Raw genomic sequence first — 22,813 nt, forward strand, 5'->3', positions numbered from 1 at the left:
TGGTGTATTCTGCATAGCAGCGATTTATATGTTGAAAAATTAAAATGGATATATAGGTTTGTGCAACGGATATTAATTGTAATATAAAATCATAGTAATTTCAGGAGGAAATTATGTATACATACATTTACATGGTTAGGCATGGTGAATCACCTAAAACAGATGGGAACGAACGAGCGCGTGGATTGACTGAGAAGGGGAAGAATGATGCATATAGAGTAACTGAATTATTGAAAGATGAAGGAGTAGACACGTTCGTTTCAAGTCCATATAGCCGAGCTGTGTTGACGATAGAGGAGTTAGCTCATTATTATGAGAAAGATATATTAGTAGACGAAAACCTCAAAGAATATGTGTTTATAAGTGAAGACAAGATAATGCCAGATAAGGAATTGTATCCACTTGTAAAGAAGATGTTTTCGAGTCCGGATTTTGCGTTACGAGGCGGGGAATCAAAAATAGATTGTCAGAGCCGAGCTGTGGCAGTATTGAAAGAGATGTTAACAAATTTTAAAGGGCATAAAATTGTAATGGGAACTCATGGACTTGTCATGACATTAATGATGGAACATTTTGATAGTCAATATGGATTTGAATTTTTAATGCAGACATCAAAACCAGATGTATACAGGATGAAATTTGATGGTGAGCAATTAATCGATATAAAGAGATTATGGGCAGAATGATTTTGAGTATGATTTAAAAAATGCGAAGCTGAGTTGCTTCGCATTTTCTTTTACAAATTTTATAATGTTTCACTTAGAACAATAATGGCAATACATGAATGACAGGTTCTTCATAAGGATGAATGCTTTTGATAATGCTTAACACTTCTTCAATTTTCTCATACAAACACCTAAATTCCATTTTATATTCCGTGCCAAAGCATAGTTCACCTGTAGTACCGTTAAAAGGTTTCGCTTCTTCTAGTGGCCTCCAAGATCCTTTAACAAGTGAGTAAGAAATAACATGATCATACTTACCTACTGTCAAAATACCAATATCGTTTAGTCTATCTCTTAATGTTTCGATATATTCTTCTGGTAATAATACCTCAACTTTTACAAATGTAATTTTCATTTTGGTAGCTCCTTAAAACAAGTTGTATCGTAAATAACTAGTTATATTAGATAAAGCGTTTTTGATGATTAAGCTTTGATGGTGAACGAAAAGCTATGAAATACCACAAAACGTTAACGATTAAAGAAGCTATGCAAAGTACTAGTAAAATAGGGGGTTTACCCATCGTTAAAATGGCTATAAGTATTGTCAAGGTTGCGAGAATCCCCAATCCACAAAAAACGGCCATGACAATTTTCATTACTTTTACTCCTACCATATATAAAATTAAAGGCGGGATATAAAATACAAGAACCATATTAATGCTTGCCCACATATTGGAATTACCAAACTTATTAGCGATAGGTCCGGAATCAGCAAGTTGAGAAAGTGAAGTCGCAACTAGTATAGAACAAAATAGTAAAGCGGACAATAAAGTCATGAAAATAATACGGGATTTGTTTGTCTCTTTCGTTATAATACGCTTCATTCCTTTCTATTTAATATATTCTCTTTTTATATTATAACAAATATATGAAAAAAAGGTTGTTTTTGGATATATGTGTTTTAATTTGTATTTATATAGATTAACTTAACATATGTGAAGACGAAAACAGAGTATGTAAGAACGTTACATACTCTGTTTTAGATGCAATAGATTTTCATTCATTTTAACAGTTCGATTTAAAAAATGAAGAAGTGAAAATCCAACAACGCCTAAAAGACCAAAAATAATCCAAGGAAAACTCATATCTTTCCAATACTTTGTAAAGAAAGTTCCCGTATAGTTTCCCATCGTAAATCCTAGGGCAAGTGATAGTTGGAAGAAACCAAAATAGGTTGCTGTGTATTGTTCGTTGCTAAAGTTTGCCACCGCAATATCCGCATTAGGTAATACAAGCGTTTCTCCGATTGTAAATAAAATGACACACATTAGTAACCAATTTGGATGAAAAGAGAATGGGATGAGAAGAAAAGATAGCCCCATTAGTAATACGCCATACTTTACAAGTGAAAGAGCATGATATTTTTTGAAGAGATATTTAAATATAATCATAAATAAAAAACCTGTAATGGCGTTTATTGTAATGACGAGTCCTACTAAGTTTTGATTGTCGCTTATATTATTCATATGAAGTGGTAGTGCAACCGTAAGTTGTGTAAACATCGTATAAAAAAACACCATGATGAGTGAAAAATAGAGAAAGGGTTTGTTTTGTCCAGCCGCTTTTATTCCTGTTAAAAGTTGTGTTTCGTACACAGTAATATGAAAGTGAGATCTAAGAAAAAAGAATAGGAATGCTAGAACGAACATGAGTGATCCGGTAAATATAAATGGATACATAGGATTCCATTGAAGCAATATACCCCCTGCGATCGGCCCAATAATTGCTCCGCCATTTAAAAAGAGATTTAGGTATGTAAAGGTATCTTTTCTTATATGAGCTGGTTGAGAACCAAAGACAGCACGTGCAGAAGGTTCATAGAAAGCTGTTCCAAAGCCAATGAATATTGTTGCAAGCATAATGGCGTGAAATTCAGAAAATATTCCTAAAGAAAGAAAACCAATACCTCGTAAAACCATTCCAGTTATCATCATAGTAATATAGCCAATCCGATCTGCAAGTATTCCAGTACATAATGGGAATATTCGAGAGGTAATCGTAAGGGCTGTTAAAATGGTACCAACTTGCATAGCGGAAAAATGTAAAGAATTAGATAAATAGATAGCCAAGAAAGCCATCACAGCAAAATGACCGAGCGTCATAAAAAAAGAAGAAAATAATACAAAACGAATAGGTAATGAAAAAGACCTCAAAGTAGCCACTCCTTTTGTTAACCATCTAAAATTTATAGTGGTTAACATTTTTATGTTATGATTATACTGAAAATTAGAGGGAAAGTAAAATATGGAAAGTTGGTGGTGATTTTGAGTAACAACCAAACTGCACCAGAGATGTTAGAAAATATAAGAGCCTTTTTAAATACATGGAGAATACCAAATGAGACGAGAGAACCAGTTGACTTTTTTGAATCAGAAGAAGCTATACATCAATTTATGATTGAACAGTGGAATGAAAAGCTGCCTTTTGGTTCAGTGAAAGAAGTAAAAAATTTCCGGGATACGATTCGTGAGGCAGTGGAACAACAAAAGCCGTTAAAGCCATTGTTTGAAAAATATCCATTGCAAGTAATGACTGTGGATGAAGCGGACGTCATTACATATCAAGCAATTGGTGAGGAAAATTTATATACATTTTTATTACGGATTATTATTTCTGCCATTACAAACAAACAGTGGGGGAGATTAAAAGCTTGTCCAGATTGTAAATGGGTGTTTTTCGATCAATCTCGTAACGGTAGTAAACGTTGGTGTGGTATGTACGCTGAAGGAGAAGGGGGACGAGCTTGCGGAACAATTGCAAAAGTAAAAAGGCATCGAGCGAAGAGAAAAGCGAGTTCAAGTTACATAAAGTGAAACTTCCATTCAGTGGGGGTTTTTTCATCCCCCACTGATGGTTAGTTGAACCAATCGGGCTTTTACGGGCAGTTATCTCCCACCTAACTTCCTCGTTTCTCTTTGAATCTTGAGGTGGGGGTCTTACTGCCCACAAATAGCGGGATAAAATAGCGGAAGCTTTGCAGTCATGCAATGCTTCCGCTATTTTCTTACTTTCTACACTGAACAATGTGCTGCATAACATATTTATGTTGAATGCAACTTGCTGTTTTTGCTGTATAATATGGACGTTGTTGTTCTAATTTTACTCTTTGCTCCATTGTTTTCTTTTCATGGTCGGATATACGTAACATGAAAATCATCTCCTTTTATCTAACAATATACTTGAAGTGAATAGAAACATATTGTTAGAGTTAAGGAGGAATACTTTGTAGCATAAGTAAAAAGCACCTGCCTCTCTCAATGTGCTTACGAGGTTAGCTGTCGGACTCGGAATGTGAGAGTATCCCTACTAAAAAAGATTCGCCCCAAGTGGCAAATGCCACAGAAATGGTTCCCCCGCTCCAAAATTTGGATTCAGCAAAAGGTTGTATATGAAATAAATTAACATATTTATCCAAGTTAATCAATTCATTTTAGCTTTGTTAACTGCACAAGAACGAGACCGTCTGGTAATGTAATTTCTTTTGTTTCTATAAAATTATGTTTCTTATATAAAGAAATTGCAGGCGTGTTTTTCTTACCGGTTTGTACAATATAGTTTGTTGTTTCTTCATGTAGTTGAAATAGGTGTTGCAATAGCGCTGTTGCAATTCCTCTATGAAAATACGTAGGAGAAACAACGAGGCGATGAATATCGACAACAGCATCCTCATATAGAAACGAAATAAATCCAGCTAAATTATCATCAATGAAGTATCCATAAAAGATTTCATTACAATTTTGAATATCAACAATCGTGTCATATAATCGAGGAATTGAATCGTTTTGAATGTACTGTGCTTCAATTTTATATGCGGGAATTTGAACTTCTAAAATTTCCGCAGCTTCTTCAATAGAAGAAGGAGATAATTTTCGAATCAAATGAAGGCCTCCTTTTATGAAAAGAGTGAGAAGCTTATATTCTCACTCTTTCGTATTATTATTTTTACATTTTTACAAGTAATTGATTAGCATATTGACGTGCCCATTGATCAGCTGCTAATACTTCTTCTAATGAAGGGTTTGCAATATTATGATGAGCTTCTAATGCAGAATAGATTGTTTTTTCAATGTCAAAAAATGAAATTTTATCTTGTAAATATAAAGCATTCGCAATTTCATTAGCAGCATTTAATACAGCTGGAGTTGTCCCCCCGATTTTCCCGGATTCATAAGCATAGTGAAGGCAAGGGAATTTCTCTAAATCAGGTTTTTCAAAATGTAAGCTGCCAACTTCTAATAAATTTAATTTTTTAAAAGAAGATGCTAAACGTGATGGATAGTGGAATGCATATTGAATCGGCATACGCATATCAGATGCCCCAAGCTGAGCCATAATGGAGCCATCTACAAACTCTACAAGAGAGTGAATAATGCTTTCTTTATGAATCATAACATCGATTTTTTCATAGGGAACGTCAAATAACCAACGTGCTTCCATTACTTCAAATCCTTTATTTAGTAATGTTGCACAGTCAATTGTTAATTTTGCTCCCATTAGCCAGTTTGGATGTTTTAGCGCATCTTTCGCTTTGAGAAGCTTCATTTCTTCACGTGTTTTATCTCTAAATGCGCCGCCAGACGCTGTTACAATTAATTTTTCAATTTCTTTATTATTTTCACCATGTAAGCATTGGAAAATAGCAGAATGCTCACTATCTACTGGAATAAGGCGGCAATCATTTTTCTTTGCTAATTCTGTAACAATATGACCTGCTGCCACTAATGTTTCTTTATTCGCAATCGCAATGTCTTTTTTCGCTTTTAAGGCTTCAATTGTTGGAAGCAGTCCTGCTACACCAACGACGGAAGTTAAGACAAGGTTACTATTGGGGTGCGTAGCAACTTCAATCAAGCCATCTTCTCCGTATACAACTTTTGTTTGAGTAGAAATTCGTGAGCGCAGTGTATCTGCTAATTCTTTCGTACTCACACTTACAATGCGCGGCTGAAATGTTTGGATTTGTTGTTCTAGCATTTCAATATTTTTATTTGCAGTTAAACCGATAATTTGAAAATGTTCTGGGTGAGCAGCGACTACATCTAGAGCTGACGTCCCAATCGAGCCAGTTGATCCTAGAATTGAAATGTATTTTACCATAATAAGTCCTCCGTAGTTAAATGAATCTTTTCCGTAAACTTATATGTAATTAGATAAAAAAAGGAAAATTCCTGCTTGATAAGACAGAAAGTTCTCTTTTATCTAAAAAAACGTGGTATAATAAGGGAAAAATAAAAGAAAAAGCAATGAAAGAGAAGAGTACATATTTGGAACTTCACAGAGAACTGATGGTTGGTGAAAATCAGTAAAGGGAAAATATGGAATGGGCTCTGGAGCTGCAAGCCGAATTGAGTAAGCTTTGACGGTTGTTTCGACGTTATTCGAATCATAAAGAGAGCTATAAAATTGTAGCTAATAAAGGTGGTACCGCGGGAGTCCCTCGTCCTTGTTAGGATTGAGGGGCTTTTTTATATGGAAAAGGAGGAGTAGTTGTGAATAAAAAAGTTATGTTAACAGGAATTAAACCAACTGGACATCCGCATCTTGGAAACTATATTGGGGCAATTAAACCAGCCTTGCAACTTTCTAAACAAAGAGAAGGAGAGGCGTTATATTTTATTGCTGATTATCATGCATTGAATGCTGTACAAGACCCAAGAAAGTTTCGTGAGTATACGAAGGAAGTAGCAGCGACATGGTTATCATTAGGCTTAGATGAACATGTAATTTTTTATCGTCAATCAGATGTACCAGAAATCTTAGAATTATACTGGATTTTAGCTTGTCTTACTCCGAAAGGCTTAATGAACCGCGCTCATGCTTACAAAGCAAAGGTTGATCAAAATATAGAAGCAGGAGTAGATGTAGATACTGGTGTAAACATGGGATTATATACGTATCCTATTTTAATGGCTGCCGATATTTTACTATTTCAATCAAACTATGTTCCAGTTGGAAAAGATCAAATTCAGCATGTAGAAATCGCGAGAAATATTGCTTCGTATTTTAATAATACATTTGGTGAAATCTTTACATTGCCCGAGTACATCATTCAAGAAGAAGGAGCGATTGTACCAGGCCTTGATGGACGAAAAATGAGTAAAAGCTATGGAAATGTCATTCCATTATTTGAAGAACCAGAAAAGCTGAAAAAACTAATTTTCAAGATTAAAACAGATTCTTCCTTACCAAGTGAACCGAAGGAACTTGAAACATTATTTATGTTGTATAAAGAGTTTGCGACAACTGAGGAAATCGCAAAAATGAAAGAGCAATATGCAACAGGAATCGGCTGGGGGGATGTAAAAAAAGAACTATTTCATGTCATCAATCGTGAGCTAGAAGAGCCGAGGAAGAAATATAAAATGTATATGGATGAACCTCATTTGCTTCAAGAAGCAATAGAAAAAGGAGCAGAGCGGGCAAGGGGAATTGCTAGGGTGAATTTAGCGGAAATAAAAAAACGGATTGGGTGTTAATGTAAAAATCACCCAATAGATTTATTTCATTTAGGTGTGGAGGGCGTTTATGACCTGCACTGAAGTGGGCGTTATAGGTGAAAACAAAAGGGGGAAAATATGAAATGAGCTCTGGAGCTGCAAGCTGAATTGAGAAGGCTTTGACGGTTGTTTCGGCGTTATTCGAATCATAAAGAGAGCTATGCAATTGTAGCTAATAAAGGTGGTATCACGGGAGTCCCTCGTCCTTGTTAGGATTGAGGGGCTTTTTTATATGGAAAAGGAGGAATAGTTGCGAATAAAAAAGTTATGTTAACAGGAATTAAACCAACTGGACATCCGCGTCTTGGAAACTATATTGGGGCAATTAAACCAGTAAAATGCTATACCTTTGAAGGAAACATAATTTTAACTTAGGAATGCTTAAAAAAAGAAGTCCCGGGGTATACGGGACTTCTAAGGGTAATGTGTCAAGTAATGGCGTACTCGACTAAGTAAATTTAACATGAATTTTCAAAAAATAATATTGGTAAATGTGTCCAATTTAAAGGTGCGTATTTGCGCTAAAAAAGAGGTCTCGTTAATATACGAGACCTAAAATGTAATGCTGACATGTAAAAACTTATGCTATGCAACTTTAACATGATTTTTCGAGAAATAACATTAGTAAATATAGCTAATTTGTTTTGAAAAAAGTGCAGATAACCTTTGCTATCTGCTCAGCATCAAGGGAAGTGATCATGTTTACCTTGATTGGCACTACGACGGCTCTTATTTCTGGTACAAAATCGCAGAGAATAACTGGTTACGTGCTGATGTTTGTAAAATCAATAACAACAGGTGTTGGTGTTGTATGGATAAATGGTACTGACATCAATTTGCGGAAAGGTGCAAGTACAGGTAATATTGTTGTTGAACAGATTACTAAAGTTGGAGCATATGATGTACACTATCGCTATGAAAATTGGATTTTCGTAAATGATGGCTGGATGTATTTTGATGAATTATACGTAAGTTGGCTTAGATAATGAAGAAAGCCGCTCATTTTTAGGCGGGCGGCTTTTTCTTTCATTCTATTAAAATTTTACGCTTGTGCTATAATACCAGTATTTCCATGAGCTTCATTGCTTATACTACCAGAACCAGCTGGATCCTCTACAGATTTATTACTTATAATACCACCGCCTCCTATATTATAAGCCGGAGACCAAGTTTCTCCATGTGTATGAGCTAAATCAGGTCTTTGTGGTGTAGGTGTGTCACCTTTATTATCAGCAGGCGCCGGTGTATCACCGTGATTTCCGTCGGCATTAGCTAACATTGGTGGTCTTCCATGATCATAAGCTGGAGACCAAGTCATATAAGCTAAGTCAGGGTTTTTGGGTGCAGGTGGTCTACCGTGGTCAGCCTGTTGTGAATACGAAACTGAAACATTACCTATAGTTAGAACTGCCGCAAAACCAATTAATAATTTTTTCATTTCAATGCACTCCTTTGTGTAAGTGTCTGCTTTGCTTCATAGGCAATATTAAAATATTTACTAGCCTGTTCATAATTACTTTCATTATAGAAATGTTTTGCAAGATGTCCTGCGTACTCTTCAATAAAACCGTAAAGTTGCTGTGTTTCAAAGTAATTAATGCCTGCCACAATAGCAGATTCTAGGTTTTGTCTATATTCTACGTCATATAAAGCTTGTACTATGCGGAAATGATGTATATATTCTGTATCAGCTAACTGCATACCTTTTTCTAAAAAAGCATTAGCTTTCTCAAGCTGTTTTAGCTTGTAATGTTCCTGTGCTAACAAGAATAATGTCTTATGATATGGTTTTTCATTGTTATAAACATCTGTTAGATAACGTATAGCAGTTTCCGATATATTTTGTTTTGCATATAAAAAACCTAGATTGTAACGAATTAACATAACTAAATTCTCATGATTTTGTTTTTTTGCAGATTCTAAGCTTTTTACAAAATATTCTTCAGCTTGTTCGAATTGATTTAAAGTAATACTTGCTAGTCCTAATGTGACATCGCATTCCAATTGATTAAGTTTATAATTATCCTGCTTCTCATATAGTTCTTTTGCTTTAAGTACATGTTTAATTGTTAATAAAGGTTTGTGAATATGATAATATAGCACTCCTAGTTTGTAGTTGAATTCTGCATGTTCAATCTCATCAGGAACATATATTAAAAGTTTTTCTGCTTTTCCAAAGTGTTCACCAGCGTCTATGTAGTTAGCTAACATCATATTATGAATTGCTTTATAAAAATGATAATAATACGATAAGTAGTTATCGACGGACTTCTTATTGAGTTTTTCGATTACATCAAATTCATCAAGAGAAAGATATGTGTTAGTTGTTAACAACTTATAACGAAAATCTAGTAGAGAGTAATATAACAGTAAATTTTGGTCTTGTAGTTCTGTATTTTCTTCAGTTTTCAACATGTTAATTTGTTCATCAATTTCTTGCTTTAAATTTGTTGCTTTTAACACTTGTTTGTGTAGCATTACTTGATACCAATCATTTAGTAACTTTGTAATCTGTTCATTCCCCTTCATTTGAATGTTCATAATATCCTCCTCATCCACATAAATAATGATTAAATATTAACATAATTTGGATAAACGAATAGGTGGATTAATTATTTTTCAATAATAGATAGAATATTCAGTTTTTTATTTTATTTTTCTTCCTCTTTGTAGTTCAAAGCAATCTCTACTATCTCTTCAGGTGTTAATTCTACAGGATTCCAAAAAATTAAATCACTTGGAGCAGGATGAGGTACGTTATTTTTAAAAGTATAAACATATTCACTAAGTTCTTCTTCAGTTGAATCAAGCTCACATATTTTTGTTACAAGTTCAATTAATTCCTTTTTTGTCATTTTACTTTCCATACTAATCATCCTTTCATAATTATTGACCTTTAGTACCGAAATGATATGAACGATCTAAAATATTTTGATGCATTTTAGGAGATACAATTATTAAATTATCAAGATCGTAGACCGCACCACCTTGGTGAATAGGTTGTTTATGATGAAGTACATATACTCCATGTTTACCATGTTGTTGTGCATCAGGAGCAAACGGTGACAAGCCTTTTGACATAAGTTTAATATTTCTCGATTCAAATTCTTCAGCATAACTTGACTCAGCAACGGTTTTCCAAAACTCTTTTCTAAATTCATCAAACGAACTAAATTCTCTTCCTACTAATTTTTCTCGAACTTCTTGCGGAATAATACCAATAGCACCATCATTATACATTAACTTCTTTTGTGTACCTAAACTTCGTTCAAGGTTAAAACTTGAAGTCACTGCACCTGGTGTCTTTCTTTTTACTTCACTTGAAGTTTTTGCAAACGAATATGTATCTAAAGGTTTAATAGTATCTACTTTATAATCGATCTTACCATAGGCATAAGCTGTCTCTAAACGACTTCCTAATTGAAACTCGGAAAGAGATGACAAATTTTTTCCCCATCTCGCACCATTACCTGCGGAACCTGCAGCACCGGCGCCTCTTGTGACAAGTCCCAAGTACGCTAAAGTAGTCACTCCGTATGCTACTAATTCGGTTCCGCTTTCTAAATCTCCGTATTCTACGTTCTTTACATACCAATCAGACAAAACATTTCGTATAGCATACATCTTTTGAATTGCTTCGTTTCTTTCGTGATTCAGTGTTCCGATAGGGTCACTCCACAGGCCTCTAATAAATTCGTATTTATCTTTAAATTCCTCTTTCTTGCCATCAATAGAGTCCTTGATTCTATCTTTTGCGTCTTCGAGTGTTCCTTGTGGATCATCAACCAAGTTTCCAAAAAAGTCTGATGTTTGTTTCCACGCTTTTTGAAGTGGGTCAAAAATAGAGTCTTCTGCTGCTCGCGCTCCTCCTCGCTGAAAGGCTTCCCACATTTTATCAACTGGATTATATTCACCATACGCTTTTTCATCCGCTTCTCGAAACTTTTTCGCTTCAAAAAAATCAGCATAAAAGCGTTGTTGCGATGTCCCAATCCACTGCATTTGTAAATTGAAAATGATTAGTGTAAGATCTTGAATGGTTCTTTCACTATCTTCCTTTGCCCGTACTACAGAACTTGCAATTTCCTCTAATCTTTCAGGAGTAACTCGTATTTCCCCCAATTAATTTGTCCCACCTTTCCGTTTTATGTATAAAATTGTCAATAAAAGTATAACAGATTCCATGGATGGATTATCCATAATTTTACAGGTTCCCAATATTTAATTGTTAAAATTTGCATAAAATAACAATTAAGGGGGATGGTTTTAGTGGAATTGACAGTAATCAATGAACAGGAAATGACAATTACAATGGTGCAAATATCCCGACGAAAAAAGAGTTATTTATTTCGTTTATGTAAAACAGCAATTTTTTTACATGTAGACTTCATAGATGAAAAAGAGAGAGTGCTTACAATATTTCCGCTCGAAGGAAGGTTTGCTTTATTAGAACCAAAAACGAGTGAAGAATCGTATTATATAAGAGATATGACTTTAGATGAGATTAATGCATTTAAGTATTTAGAAGATAATTATATTACAATGATTAAAAGCCCTCTCATGTAAGAAGAGTAACTTATAATTCAATGTGTAGGCACGTTCGGTGAAATCTTTACATTGTCCGAGTACATCATTCAAGAAGAAGGAGCAATTGTATCAGGCCTTGATGGACGAAAAATGAGTAAAAGCTATGGAAATGTTATTCCGTTATTTGAAGAACCAGAGAAGCTGAAAAAACTTATTTTCAAAATTAAAACAGATTCTTCCTTACCAAGTGAACCGAAGGAACTTGAAACATTATTTATGTTGTATAAAGAGTTTGCGACAACTGAGGAAATCGCAAAAATGAAAGAGCAATATGCAACAGGAATCGGCTGGGGGGATGTAAAAAAAGAACTATTTCATGTCATCAATCGTGAGCTAGAAGAGCCGAGGAAGAAATATAAAATGTATATGGATGAACCTCATTTGCTTCAAGAAGCAATAGAAAAAGGAGCAGAGCGGGCAAGGGGAATTGCTAAGGTGAATTTAGCAGAAATAAAAAAACGGATTGGGTGTTAATGTGAAAACCACTCAATGGATTAGTTTTATTTAGGTGTGGAGGGTATTTATGACTTGCACAAAAGTGAGCATTGCAGGTGAAAACAAAAGGGGAAATATGGAATGGGCTCTGGGACTGCAAGCTGAATTGAGTAGGCTTTGACGGTTGTTTCGACGTTATTCGAATCATAAAGAGAGCTATGAAATTGTAGCTAATAAAGGTGGTACCACGGGAGTCCCTCGTCCTTGTTAGGATTGAGGGGCTTTTTTATATGGAAAAGGGGGAATAGTTGTGAATAAAAAAGTTATGTTAACAGGAATTAAACCAACTGGACATCCTCATCTTGGGAACTATATTGAGGCAATTAAAAAGGAAACATAATTTTTTGTTGATTAACTCAGGAATGCTTAAAAAAAGAAGTCCCGGGGTATACGGGACTTCTACGGGTAATGTGTCAAGTAATGGCGTACTCGACTAAGTAAATTTAACATGAACTTTCAAAAAATAATATTGGTAAATGTGTCCAATTTAAAGGTGCGTATTTGCGCTAAAAAAGAGGTCTCGTTAATATACGAGACCTAAAATGTAATGCTGACATGTAAAAACTTATGCTATGCAACTTTAACATGATTTTTCGAACCCTTTAATAAATCCCCTGTTGAAATGTCAAGTGCTAATACACTTTTTATTTTTACTAAGTCTTTTAATCCTCCATTAGGAGTTCCAACTAACACTATATTACACGTATCAGGAAATTCCACTGCTATCTTCTGTGTTTTCTCATTTAAACACCCTGCATTTACCCAATCACTAAAATCTAAGGTAATTACAGTAGCATGATTGGGATCCATATCACCAGAATCAACAACCAATACTTCTTTTACACTTATTGAAAAATATTTCAAAATATTCAGATAAAGATATTGTTAATTTCAAAAAAGGGTTGCATTAGTAAATATCAACTGTTAAAATTTGGATTAATAAAGTTTATTACCAAAATATTAAAAAAAGAGTGTTGTTTATGAAACAGAAAAAGTATAATCTCAATTTCCAGAAATTCACACTATTTTCAACTTACTATGGTGCAAAATGTGCAAGTTAAATTAATATAAGGTGGTTTTATAGTGAATAAAAAAATAATATATTATTTTATTGGTTACTTTGTGCTTTTTCCATGTATATTTTTGATAAGCTCTTTTCTTTGGAGATATTTTATAAAAAATACTCAACTATGGATCGTTACAACAGATTGCTTATCAATATTAGGAATCTATTACATAATAGTCAGTTTAATTTTTATAATATATATAAAACCATTTAAAAAGATAAATTAAACTTTTATAAAAACCTAACTATAATTAGTTAGGTTTTTTATTGTCCCCTTGTTTCTGGTATGTGCGGCTTGGTGATATACCATTGCATGGAGAAAAAACCCTTTAATAATAGTGATAATAGAAAGCATTATTAAAAAGTGCAATAATTCCTTGGTGGGGTCATGCCGCATGCCCATCAACTTAAGAAAAATAAACGCCCAAAAAAAGAAAAAATGAGCCGAACTCTTATAAATAACTGTGAAAAGATAAAATTTTTGTTATGGGAGGTTTCTCAAAATATTAGCTTGATGGGTATGAGGTTTTACTGAGGAAGAATCTTACTTATTGAATATAAAAAATACGTAATTACAAATTAGCATTACATTACTATTTCGTTTGTTTATACTTGAATAGTATTCTATTTATTGAAAATATTAGGGTGTTCTTTGGGGGATTAGGAAAAATGGCGCTAGTCGTATTGTTGAATTTTGGGATTTCCGCGACGGTAGATATGATTTCAACAACAAAGCAAGCAGCTGCGGCTACGCAGGATAATTTACGTTTGAACCTTTCAGCCGAATCGTATAGACAAGGTCAAAATATTATTTTCAAATTGATAAATGATACTGATCAAAAAGCATATTTTTATGTAAGTACTGAGAAATTGAGTAAAGATGGATGGGTTTAGTATGATACTTATCCTTATCATACTGAATTATCGGCAAATACATGGGAAGAAGGTTGGTTAGAATCAGGTTAGGGTGGAACAATTGTAGAAGTGGGTACATGTCGTTTTAAAGTGGACACTACAAAAGCTGATGGTACAAAGAGTACATTTTATACTGAGAAGTTTGAGTTGTTGAAAAATCAAATTATTTAAGGTTGATATAGTTTATAGGGGTTGATAATTAGTATTTCATGGAGTTAAAAATATTAGAGGTGTGAAATGAGTAGAAGGAAAGTAATATGTATATTGTTATTATTAGTTATTATTTTATTTGATATGGTCTTGTTTTGGTTAGATAGAAATGAATATTATTTTATTTTTCTTAAATCAACAGGTTATATTTTTCCAATCATTTTAAATATTATAGTGTTTTTTGTGATAGGAAAAACGTTAAAGCTTTCTAATGACATTAATGGTATTGTCTTAATTTTAGGGATAATCATTTTAGGAGGCTATTCATTTTTCTTTTCTATTACTAATCTTGAGTATAGTACCAGTACTTCACCTGAGGAAAGTGAAATACTTTATATAGGACATCGTACGGCAACGTTAGGGGAGACTCGTTATATATATGTTTTTTACCAAGAGAAATATGGTGTTTTTATGAAAAAAATAGTAGGAAAAGATTTAGTACTAATTAATTCTGGATTACCTACAGATTCTCCAACTTGGGTAAATGAACATAAGGTTAAATTTAGTTATGCTGATGGAGATAGTTCAAAAGAACATCTCTTGATATTAGAATAGCAGTTTTGTTGGAAAGTCTCTTAAGAGATAGATACAGGTAACATGTATGACTAAATATTATACGGCCATTAGTAATTCATCGTATATTGAAAGTAAATAAGAAAAGACACCTTAAGGTACCTTCCTCTGACTTGACCCACTTTAATTTTAATAGGGGGTAGCACACACCACATGTCCGTCAACTTAAGAGGCTGATTTTATTGGAATGGACACTAATTGATGAGCAAAAGATAATATCGTATTTAGTGCAAGTATCTCAGCAAGATAAAAATTTCTTGTTTTACATTCGGGAAATTGATGAAAATAATAAATTTTTAACACCTGTTCCTGTTGGACTATTTCTTAGTAAAATTCCTAGTGAGAAAGATAAAATGAATTTTGGAAGAGAGTATAGAAACATGTCAGGATTGGTATTATTAGAGCCATTGACACGCGAGGAATCAATTTATGTAAAAGAAATGAAAAAAGAAGAGGTTGCTGCATTTAGATACTTAGAAGAAACTTTTTCACGAGACTTAATGAATAAAGTAAAAAGCCCTCTCATATGAGAAGAGCTTTTGTGTATAAGATAAAATACATGTAACTCTACCTTTTTTGATGAATGTTAAATTGAAGTTTCTTCTTTACGAGCTGCGTCCACCATAATAAAGATAGCCGATAAAATGTGCATAATCATTCCGACAAATGGAATCCAAGCAATACAAGATGTTACAATTCCTAAAATATTACCGTTAGCGTTCATACCACTCTGTTTAGCTAATACTAAAGTAATGATATGTAATGCTAACATGAAGAGAAGAGGTAGCCAAAATAAAGAAACAATAATTGTTCCACCTAGTACAGGTATTCCTAATAGGGCTTCCAAACCACCACTTACCCATTTTAGTATTTTTACAGTGTCTTTCAAAATATGTCCTCCTTAAAACTAACATGAATCTATTACGTTATTCAGTATAACAAATAAGTCATGGGGTTTTAAGGTGTTATTTTCTAATAATAGAAAGAAGTTTACTATATGGCAATTTATAATTAAAAGTATAGGCACGTTCGGTGAAATCTTTATATTGCCAGAATATATCATTCAAGAAGAAGGAGCAATTGTACCAGGTCTCGATGGATGGAAAATGAATAAAAACTATGGAAATGTCATTCCGTTATTTGAAGAACCAAAAAAGCTGAAAAAACTTATTTTCAAAATAAAAATAGATTCTTCCTTACCAAGTGAACCGAAGGAACTCGAAACATTATTTATGTTGTATAAAGAATTTGCGATAGCTGAGGAAATCGCAAAAATGAAAGGGCAATATGCAACAGGAATTGGCTGGGGGGATGTAAAAAAAGAGCTATTTCATGTCATCAATCGTGAGTTAGAAGAGCCGAGAAAGAAATATGAAATGTATATGAATGAGCCTCATTTACTTCAAGAAGCAATGGAAAAAGGAGTAGAGCGGGTAAGGGGAATTGCTAGGGTGAATTTAGCGGAAATAAAAAAACGGATTGGGTGTTAACTTGTAAGGGAGCCGGTGTATTCGGCTCTTTTTATAAGAAGTTCTTACTAACTAAAGTGATGTGAAATAGGCACAGAAAGTAGATGCTTTTTCATCTGTGCCTATTTTCTATTCTACTTGTTTATTTTTTTGTATATGTTTCGTGACTTTTGTTCTGTTTCCGCATATTTTCATAGAACACCATTTTCGCCGACCTGTCTTATCAATGAACAGTAGAATACATGCTTCGTTTTGACAATGACGTAATTGTTGCAGCTGATTGTTTGCGATAAGTTGCAAGACATTTAAACAAATAAGGGATTGCAACGATGAAATATAATTGCCTGTTGGTATTGGTATAACTTCATTTTGAAAAAGTGTGAAAATAAATGGTGTTTCACGAATAGTTTGCTGCATGAGTTCTATGAGAGAAGAACAGTCTTTTTTATGAATGACTATATCATACGCTTGGCGCAGTACATTGCGAAACGTTAGCATGTCTGCTACATCTGTTTCTGATAAAGTGTGTTCATGCTTCTGTAGTATATATTGTAAGCTTAAATGATGAGTGCTCATTGTATGTAACCACTGTTCTAACGTAGCTGTATTTGTTAATAATTCATGTCTTTTTCCCCAGCGAATTACTTCTGTATTTACAAAATCAATTGCAATTTCCCCAGAGATTAATGGGAAATATGTTTGTTCTTCCATCATTCAACCTTCTTTCCAAGATCTCCTTTCTTTGATGATAAAAGAAAAGTACCTAAAAATAAAGGTACTTATACCCAAAAAGTTGGGTATTGTCGGTTATGGTTCAAATTATTTACAAGTAATGCAATGATAACGATAACAATAGTACCAATAAGAACAGGGCTAAATAAATAGTGCCAAGAGCTGCCTGTTAAAATAACCACAATTGGATTAGCACCTGCTGGTGGATGTGTTGTTTTAGTAAGCATCATACAAGAAATTGCAGTGGCTACTCCTAGTGCAATGACCCATGGTTCATTACCAAAGAGTTGATATAAACTAATTCCAACTAATGTTGAAATTATATGTCCACCAATAATATTACGAGGCTGAGAAAGCGGGGCATTCCATAATCCGAATGCTAATACACAGCTTGCACCGAATGGAGCCATAAGCCAAGGTGTAGAAGTAAAGGTTGTTAAATACGCAAGAATTGCAATCGTTAGAAATCCTCCGATAAATCCAAGAGCAACATCATGCATATTAATCTTGAGCGTTGATGTTCCGGTACCTTTCATTTTTCTTAAAAAGTTTGTAAGTGATCTATTATTCTCAAAAGATGAATAATTGATTTCTTTTTCCATAAAAAAACCTCCTTAACAAATTGTTCCATATTATTTTACGGCTTAAAAACTAACCTGTCAATTTAAAAATAAAGGGTTAGTTTATTGTCTTGGAAAATGAGACGGCAAAATAAAGGCTCTCTCCTAACGAAATAGGAGAGAGCCTGCAATTCATTTATATTTTCTTTAAAAATGTATCTAAAACTAATTTATGCACTGATCCAACATTGTCAGGAAGATTATGGATGGAAAAGAATCGCAAATCTTTTGATTCAGCGTGATCAATCTGTAATGTTCCTTCAAAATCACGACAAATATATGTAACAAGAACTCCGTATACTTGATCTCCATTTGGATAAATATTAAAAAATTCTTTCCCAGAAAAGGTTTGAAATGGTTCTAAATGTTTTACGATTAACCCTGTTTCTTCATAAACTTCTCGCTTAGCGGCTTCTTCTAATGTTTCACCGCATTCAAGCGCACCGCCAATTATGCCCCAGCAATTGTAATCACTGCGAAGTTGAAGAAGTACCTCATTATTTTTGTTTAAGATCATCACATGTGAACCTATTAAAATGAGTGGACGATTTCCAACTAAATTGCGCATTTCTTCGATATATCCCATATAGACACCGGTTCCTTTATTTATATTACATACATACAAATGGTAAGTATGTTTTCGCATGGAGTTGGAGCAGAATGACCTGCTCCTGCCTGACATATTGCTAAAATAAGGCTTTTTTCTTCGCGTTTTGTATAGTTGCGACATTTACTATTTTCATATATATATTAATAGAATGTTGGAAGTTCTTTTAACATCATTTCTGTTTGGGATGTTATATAACTAAACTGAATATTATGTGCTGTTCTAAAATATAAACTGCGTAGGAAAGTTTTTATATTTGTACATAGATTATAATAATCGTTGACTGGAAGTCTTTTTTGGTATTGTGGGAGCAAATTTAGCTTGATACGAATAATCTCAAATAGCTGCGTTTGCGAGAAACCGTTTGATATCATGGAAAGAAGAGGGGTAATAATACGCTCATCTTCATCAAAATGATACACAATAGAATAGACGAATATTTTATTTAAAAGACAATGAGTTAGTTCTTCGTAATATTGCTGCGGCAGTTTTGGATTGTGAATAAGGGCATCAAAAGTATCGGCTGCATGAGCGATACTATGTGCCCAGCCGTGAGGGTGTACATATCCTCTTAAATCCATTTCTTTGTTCATGTAATCTACTAATTTTTCTTTTACGGTAACAATCGTTTCTTGTGATAAAAAATCTGTTTTATTATCTGCACATAATATTAATGCGATTAATAATGTTGTGAAAGAACGTGTAAACACGCTATCATTATCATTAGAATTGATGTCGTAATATAAGTATTGGTCTTCTAAAGTTAGCATAAGTAATTTTTCTAACTGAGTTTCATGAAAGTAACCACATGAAATGAGGTTAGAAAAGGTAGAGTAAATCAATTGATCACGTAAATAGCTGTCTAACGTTCCAATATGCTTTAGCATACGTAAGCTTAATCGATTTAAATCGATATTTTGAGGCAATAAATATCCGTTTTTTTGAATCGTTTCTAATAATTGCTGCAGCATAATGGTATTCAATGATGCTCCTCCTCGTTATGACTTTATCGATCAGATCCCTTTTCTTGACCGAAGATGGATGTTATAAATATTAAATTTCTAGTATTCTACATATTCATAAAAATTCCTGCTCATGCAATAGAAAACGTGTTATTTTAAAAATTTTACAGAAAGAGGTTAAAGAATGAATCAATTTGTTAATTTGGAACGAGATTTTAAAGTATTAGTAGGGGAGCCTTATTATATTACCATTGAAGAAAATAATACAGTTTCCTTTACAAAGGAACAAGTGACAGATGTTGTACAATATTGGATAGAAAAAGCAACAGATAAAGGAGTTTTACATTTACATTTTGTTATTTCATCAAAAAGTCCAAATTATACACATTATGAAGAGGTGTTTCAGTGTTTACAATTTCAGCATCAAAAAAGTTGTGTTATGGTACTGAAAGATTTATCTGATGTTACGGATGTGGAAGTTCCGTTTACGTTGAAAACAATAGATGAAGTAGGCGAAGACACATTTAAAACAATTTGGCTGGAATCTATGCAAGATTCTTTGCATACGAAAGAAACATTATCAATAGATCAATTATTAGCTGCTTTTCAAACAGAAATTGGCGGCAGATGGAACGAACATTGTTTAGTCGCCTTTCAAGAAGAAGATCCAGTAGGTGTTATTTTGCCGCATATAGAGCCAGGTACAGTAGAAGAGGGAAGATTGTTTTATCTTGGTATTGTCCCGAATATGCGTGGTAAACGATACGGGACAATGCTTCATGAAAAAGCCTTATACATTTTAAAAGAAATTGGTGCCTCATATTATGTAGGGAGCACTGACGAAATGAACGATGCTATGAAACGAGTGTTTTCTAACAACAACTGTATACAGTTAGGGAAGATAGAGAAATACACTAGAGCGATTAGAAAAGGGTAAATGAAGATCCCTCTCGAAATATTGAAGAAATAAATCAAGGGGGAATTGGATGTTAAAACAAGCATTTAAAAGAATGATTCCGTTATATCCGGAAATTTTATTTCCAGACTGGCATGTAGAGCACATATCGCAGCGGCAGGAGAGTGGAAAGTGGGAAACGCTTTGGTTTCAGGTGATTACTCCTACAGGAATATTTCGCGTGAAACAGTTTTTTCTGGATATTATGGAACCAACTTTTCCAGACAGTTGTCTGTATCACGCACAGGGTGACTGTTTTCAATATAATAAACTTACATATTGGCGCGGGATAAATTATAAAGGATACGATAGTTACGTCACTTCTAAGTGGAAAACACAAATTGAAATTTCTATTGATGATGGAGTTATCGAACAGCATCAGATGGAGCAATTTTTATATGGACTACAGCCACTTGAATTAGAAAAAGCAAAACAACAAATGAAATTACCATTTCATCGTCTAAGTTTTCAGGCTCATATAGAAAAGGCTGGAGGCGAAATCAGTCGTTGCTCCGCATGGTGTTCACCTGAAGAAAAGGAATTTGTATCATTACCGCTTTTAGTTCCTTGTTCATGGGAATTAGAGTCTGTTGGTTTTGGTGATAACGAAACGCAGTATGTATATTGGGATGCAAAAGAACAATTATATACACTATGGGCATGTCGGCATACCAATTATAGCTATCACCCTGTATCCTCATGGATAAGAAATTACAGTTCCCCGCAAAAGATTGGAAACTGTGAATACTATGTGCATCCACAAAGAGGTACAGTTGTATATCAGGATTTGGGGAATGAACAAATTGCCTATGTATTTCGAGGAATACCTTGTACATCTTTTACAGATATACAGGGAATGTTTTCTTCGTATATAAAAATTGATGGCAAAATGTCATGAAATATGTAAGATGTGTTATATGATGTGATATACAATAAATGCTAGAAACGATAGAGAAAGTGATAGGTGAAAAAATGGCAACGAACATGAAACAGACAGGTTTAGATGTAACAGTAGAACGAGAAAACGATAACATTCTATCTATAAACTGGGGCAGTGTTGAAGAATCAGTACGTGTTTATTGGAGTACATCTCCAGAAGGTATTGAAGAAAATGGGCAATTATTAACGATTGTAACAAACGCTTCTTCAGTTACAATTGAAGATCCTAATCCAGCTATGCGAGTTTATTTTCGATTAGTTACGAATAAAGGAGAGCGTATTACAGTAGCAGAGCGCCGCTTACCATTGCAAGGTGCGTTTAACTTTCGTGACTTAGGCGGGTATGAAACAAAAGATGGCCGCATGGTGAAATGGGGGAAATTGTACCGTTCTGAAGAATTGGCAGGATTAACAGAAGAAGATATTCGTTATATACATGATTTAGGATTAAGAACTGTCTGCGATTATCGTACAGATTTCGAAGTGCAACATAAACCAAACCCTGAGATACAAGATGTTCGTCAAGTTTCCTTACCAGTTATGCAAGATTTAGCGAAAGATTTAAATATTAACGAGTTTTTCCGTCTAGGAGATTTATCAATGCTTGGCAAGCCGGGAGAATATTTAGTGAAGATGAACCGAGATTTCGTGACGGGTAATGATGCATTTGTGACATTTTTAGAACTTATACAAGACGCAAACAACTTACCGCTTCTAAACCATTGTACAGCAGGAAAGGATCGGACTGGCTTTGCATCTGCTTTATTATTACTGTTACTAGGTGTACCAGAAGAGACGATCATGCAGGATTATTTACTGAGTAATGGATTTCGTCAACAGTTGAATGAGAAAATGATGGCCTTTTTAGGAGCACATCTTAAAGATGAAGCAAGTATTGAAATTTTAAGTGCAATGTTTGAAGCAAGAGTTGAATATTTACAAGCGGCATTTGATGAAATTCACAATGTATATGGTTCCGCGTGGCAATATGCCGAAAAAGGAATTGGACTTACGAAAGAACAGTTACACGCTTTGCGCGATTTATTGTTAGAAGAAAAATAAAATAGAAGGTAGAGATTTTAAAGAGTCATGAGATTACTTTTTAGAATCTCTATCTTTTTTATTTTCTTTATTTTACAATTAATTTGAAAATTGTTGAAATAATAACAAAGGTATCAACGTTATAAATAGTATAAATAACGTAAAATTTGAAATGAAGGGAGGAGATGATGAAATGTTAACATGGATATTAGGGGTATTAATTATAGTAGTAGTGACAGTTATGGTGACGATTATGGTAGGAAAAAGTGAAGAAGAAAATTACGGAACTTCAACGAAAGGAAATATTACAAGACTTTCAATTATTTATCTTCTTTTAGGGGTTATTTTAGCAGTTGGGGTAGCTTCGTATATATATTTTTATGGATAAGGAAACATAGGATAGTAGAAATAAAGTAAGAC

At 33.9% G+C, this 22,813-nt stretch carries 27 protein-coding genes, 3 pseudogenes, 1 riboswitch and 1 other annotated feature; of the genes and pseudogenes, 14 read left to right on the forward strand and 16 right to left on the reverse strand.

The annotated features are described in order from the left end of the window. Window positions 1-113: 113 nt before the first annotated feature. A complete protein-coding gene (locus tag MR076_RS17005; RefSeq protein ID WP_242222441.1) occupies window positions 114-686 on the forward strand; it encodes a histidine phosphatase family protein in 573 nt (190 codons plus the stop codon). Window positions 687-759: 73 nt separating this feature from the next. Here the strand turns inward: MR076_RS17005 and MR076_RS17010 are convergent, their stop codons facing one another. The 3 genes from MR076_RS17010 to MR076_RS17020 form a co-directional block, all read right to left on the reverse strand. Further along, window positions 760-1,080 (reverse strand): YqfO family protein, encoded by a 321-nt coding sequence (locus MR076_RS17010; RefSeq protein WP_242222443.1) that lies wholly within the window; start codon window positions 1,078-1,080, stop codon window positions 760-762. A gap of 46 nt (window positions 1,081-1,126) precedes the next feature. After that, a complete protein-coding gene (locus tag MR076_RS17015; RefSeq protein WP_277928522.1) occupies window positions 1,127-1,549 on the reverse strand; it encodes a DUF5391 family protein in 423 nt (140 codons plus the stop codon). Window positions 1,550-1,690: 141 nt separating this feature from the next. Continuing rightward, a complete protein-coding gene (locus tag MR076_RS17020) occupies window positions 1,691-2,878 on the reverse strand; it encodes an MDR family MFS transporter (protein ID WP_242222444.1) in 1,188 nt (395 codons plus the stop codon). A gap of 138 nt (window positions 2,879-3,016) precedes the next feature. Between MR076_RS17020 and MR076_RS17025 the strand changes: the two genes are divergently transcribed. Then, entirely contained in the window at window positions 3,017-3,538 is a 522-nt protein-coding gene (locus tag MR076_RS17025) for a CGNR zinc finger domain-containing protein (RefSeq protein ID WP_242222599.1), read from the forward strand. Window positions 3,539-3,729: 191 nt separating this feature from the next. Here the strand turns inward: MR076_RS17025 and MR076_RS17030 are convergent, their stop codons facing one another. The 3 genes from MR076_RS17030 to MR076_RS17040 all read right to left on the reverse strand — a co-directional run bounded on the left by MR076_RS17030 (window position 3,730) and on the right by MR076_RS17040 (window position 5,822). Then, window positions 3,730-3,873 (reverse strand): hypothetical protein, encoded by a 144-nt coding sequence (locus MR076_RS17030; protein ID WP_242222446.1) that lies wholly within the window; start codon window positions 3,871-3,873, stop codon window positions 3,730-3,732. A gap of 96 nt (window positions 3,874-3,969) precedes the next feature. Continuing rightward, a riboswitch (cyclic di-AMP (ydaO/yuaA leader) is annotated at window positions 3,970-4,112 on the reverse strand. A 38-nt stretch (window positions 4,113-4,150) separates the two neighbouring features. Continuing rightward, window positions 4,151-4,603, reverse strand: coding sequence for a GNAT family N-acetyltransferase (locus tag MR076_RS17035; protein ID WP_242222447.1), 453 nt, complete (start codon window positions 4,601-4,603; stop codon window positions 4,151-4,153). Between the two features lie 64 nt (window positions 4,604-4,667). Continuing rightward, on the reverse strand, window positions 4,668-5,822 hold the full coding sequence (locus MR076_RS17040; RefSeq protein ID WP_242222449.1) for a 1-deoxy-D-xylulose-5-phosphate reductoisomerase: 1,155 nt from the start codon (window positions 5,820-5,822) through the stop codon (window positions 4,668-4,670). A gap of 137 nt (window positions 5,823-5,959) precedes the next feature. Next, window positions 5,960-6,173 (forward strand) — a binding site (T-box leader). Between the two features lie 41 nt (window positions 6,174-6,214). Here MR076_RS17040 and MR076_RS17045 point away from each other — a divergent pair. Together MR076_RS17045 and MR076_RS17050 are read left to right on the forward strand one after the other, a co-directional pair. Beyond that, window positions 6,215-7,201, forward strand: a complete 987-nt coding sequence (locus tag MR076_RS17045; RefSeq protein ID WP_242222451.1) for a tryptophan--tRNA ligase — start codon at window positions 6,215-6,217, stop codon at window positions 7,199-7,201. Window positions 7,202-7,920: 719 nt separating this feature from the next. Then, window positions 7,921-8,208 (forward strand): hypothetical protein, encoded by a 288-nt coding sequence (locus MR076_RS17050; protein WP_242222453.1) that lies wholly within the window; start codon window positions 7,921-7,923, stop codon window positions 8,206-8,208. 56 nt (window positions 8,209-8,264) lie between these two features. On the opposite strand, the gene MR076_RS17055 is transcribed toward MR076_RS17050, so the two are convergent. The 4 genes from MR076_RS17055 to MR076_RS17070 form a co-directional block, all read right to left on the reverse strand. Then, a complete protein-coding gene (locus MR076_RS17055) occupies window positions 8,265-8,660 on the reverse strand; it encodes a hypothetical protein (protein WP_242222612.1) in 396 nt (131 codons plus the stop codon). Next, complete coding sequence (locus MR076_RS17060) at window positions 8,657-9,757, reverse strand: response regulator aspartate phosphatase (RefSeq protein WP_242222601.1); 1,101 nt, start codon at window positions 9,755-9,757, stop codon at window positions 8,657-8,659. The genes MR076_RS17055 and MR076_RS17060 overlap by 4 nt, the downstream gene beginning before the upstream one ends. A 116-nt stretch (window positions 9,758-9,873) precedes the next feature. Next, window positions 9,874-10,089 carry a bacteriocin immunity protein gene (locus tag MR076_RS17065; protein ID WP_242222455.1) on the reverse strand — a complete coding sequence of 72 codons (216 nt, stop codon included), beginning with the start codon at window positions 10,087-10,089 and terminating at the stop codon, window positions 9,874-9,876. 19 nt (window positions 10,090-10,108) lie between these two features. Next, entirely contained in the window at window positions 10,109-11,344 is a 1,236-nt protein-coding gene (locus MR076_RS17070; RefSeq protein WP_242222457.1) for a WXG100 family type VII secretion target, read from the reverse strand. Between the two features lie 147 nt (window positions 11,345-11,491). Between MR076_RS17070 and MR076_RS17075 the strand changes: the two genes are divergently transcribed. Both MR076_RS17075 and MR076_RS17080 read left to right on the forward strand, forming a co-directional pair. After that, window positions 11,492-11,788 (forward strand): hypothetical protein, encoded by a 297-nt coding sequence (locus MR076_RS17075; protein ID WP_242222460.1) that lies wholly within the window; start codon window positions 11,492-11,494, stop codon window positions 11,786-11,788. Window positions 11,789-11,818: 30 nt separating this feature from the next. Then, window positions 11,819-12,283, forward strand: a pseudogene (locus tag MR076_RS17080) (nucleotidyl transferase family protein); the annotation flags it as partial. Window positions 12,284-12,892: 609 nt separating this feature from the next. Here the strand turns inward: MR076_RS17080 and MR076_RS17085 are convergent. Next, window positions 12,893-13,147 (reverse strand): annotated as a pseudogene (locus MR076_RS17085) (SMI1/KNR4 family protein); the annotation flags it as partial. Between the two features lie 892 nt (window positions 13,148-14,039). Between MR076_RS17085 and MR076_RS17090 the strand changes: the two are divergent. The 3 genes from MR076_RS17090 (at window position 14,040) to MR076_RS17100 (ending at window position 15,598) form a co-directional block, all read left to right on the forward strand. Further along, the gene (locus MR076_RS17090; RefSeq protein WP_242222461.1) at window positions 14,040-14,264 is read left to right on the forward strand and encodes a hypothetical protein; all 225 of its coding nucleotides are present in this window, start codon (window positions 14,040-14,042) and stop codon (window positions 14,262-14,264) included. Between the two features lie 258 nt (window positions 14,265-14,522). Beyond that, on the forward strand, window positions 14,523-15,050 hold the full coding sequence (locus MR076_RS17095; protein WP_242222463.1) for a hypothetical protein: 528 nt from the start codon (window positions 14,523-14,525) through the stop codon (window positions 15,048-15,050). A 200-nt stretch (window positions 15,051-15,250) separates the two neighbouring features. After that, complete coding sequence (locus MR076_RS17100; protein ID WP_242222465.1) at window positions 15,251-15,598, forward strand: hypothetical protein; 348 nt, start codon at window positions 15,251-15,253, stop codon at window positions 15,596-15,598. Between the two features lie 56 nt (window positions 15,599-15,654). On the opposite strand, the gene MR076_RS17105 is transcribed toward MR076_RS17100, so the two are convergent. After that, window positions 15,655-15,957: a hypothetical protein gene (locus MR076_RS17105; protein ID WP_242222467.1), complete on the reverse strand. Its 303-nt coding sequence runs from the start codon at window positions 15,955-15,957 to the stop codon at window positions 15,655-15,657. Window positions 15,958-16,093: 136 nt separating this feature from the next. Between MR076_RS17105 and MR076_RS17110 the strand changes: the two are divergent. Further along, window positions 16,094-16,558, forward strand: a pseudogene (locus MR076_RS17110) (nucleotidyl transferase family protein); the annotation flags it as partial. Between the two features lie 108 nt (window positions 16,559-16,666). On the opposite strand, the gene MR076_RS17115 reads toward MR076_RS17110, so the two are convergent. The 4 genes from MR076_RS17115 to MR076_RS17130 all read right to left on the reverse strand — a co-directional run bounded on the left by MR076_RS17115 (window position 16,667) and on the right by MR076_RS17130 (window position 19,479). Continuing rightward, complete coding sequence (locus MR076_RS17115; RefSeq protein ID WP_242222469.1) at window positions 16,667-17,248, reverse strand: CGNR zinc finger domain-containing protein; 582 nt, start codon at window positions 17,246-17,248, stop codon at window positions 16,667-16,669. Between the two features lie 68 nt (window positions 17,249-17,316). Continuing rightward, entirely contained in the window at window positions 17,317-17,871 is a 555-nt protein-coding gene (locus MR076_RS17120) for an HPP family protein (protein ID WP_396021710.1), read from the reverse strand. 154 nt (window positions 17,872-18,025) lie between these two features. Beyond that, entirely contained in the window at window positions 18,026-18,475 is a 450-nt protein-coding gene (locus MR076_RS17125; protein WP_242222471.1) for an NUDIX hydrolase, read from the reverse strand. 164 nt (window positions 18,476-18,639) lie between these two features. Beyond that, complete coding sequence (locus tag MR076_RS17130) at window positions 18,640-19,479, reverse strand: DUF2785 domain-containing protein (protein WP_242222473.1); 840 nt, start codon at window positions 19,477-19,479, stop codon at window positions 18,640-18,642. A gap of 163 nt (window positions 19,480-19,642) precedes the next feature. On the opposite strand from MR076_RS17130, the gene MR076_RS17135 reads away from it, so the two are divergent. The 4 genes from MR076_RS17135 to MR076_RS17150 all read left to right on the forward strand — a co-directional run bounded on the left by MR076_RS17135 (window position 19,643) and on the right by MR076_RS17150 (window position 22,781). Continuing rightward, window positions 19,643-20,395, forward strand: a complete 753-nt coding sequence (locus MR076_RS17135; protein ID WP_242222475.1) for a GNAT family N-acetyltransferase — start codon at window positions 19,643-19,645, stop codon at window positions 20,393-20,395. Window positions 20,396-20,444: 49 nt separating this feature from the next. Continuing rightward, window positions 20,445-21,311, forward strand: coding sequence for a hypothetical protein (locus MR076_RS17140; RefSeq protein ID WP_242222477.1), 867 nt, complete (start codon window positions 20,445-20,447; stop codon window positions 21,309-21,311). Between the two features lie 86 nt (window positions 21,312-21,397). Further along, the gene (locus MR076_RS17145; protein ID WP_242222604.1) at window positions 21,398-22,414 is read left to right on the forward strand and encodes a tyrosine-protein phosphatase; all 1,017 of its coding nucleotides are present in this window, start codon (window positions 21,398-21,400) and stop codon (window positions 22,412-22,414) included. A gap of 172 nt (window positions 22,415-22,586) precedes the next feature. After that, window positions 22,587-22,781, forward strand: coding sequence for a hypothetical protein (locus MR076_RS17150; RefSeq protein WP_242222478.1), 195 nt, complete (start codon window positions 22,587-22,589; stop codon window positions 22,779-22,781). Window positions 22,782-22,813: the final 32 nt, after the last annotated feature.

Source organism: Bacillus cereus group sp. BfR-BA-01380 (genome assembly GCF_022663535.1).
In the GTDB taxonomy this organism is placed as follows: domain Bacteria; phylum Bacillota; class Bacilli; order Bacillales; family Bacillaceae_G; genus Bacillus_A; species Bacillus_A cereus_BB.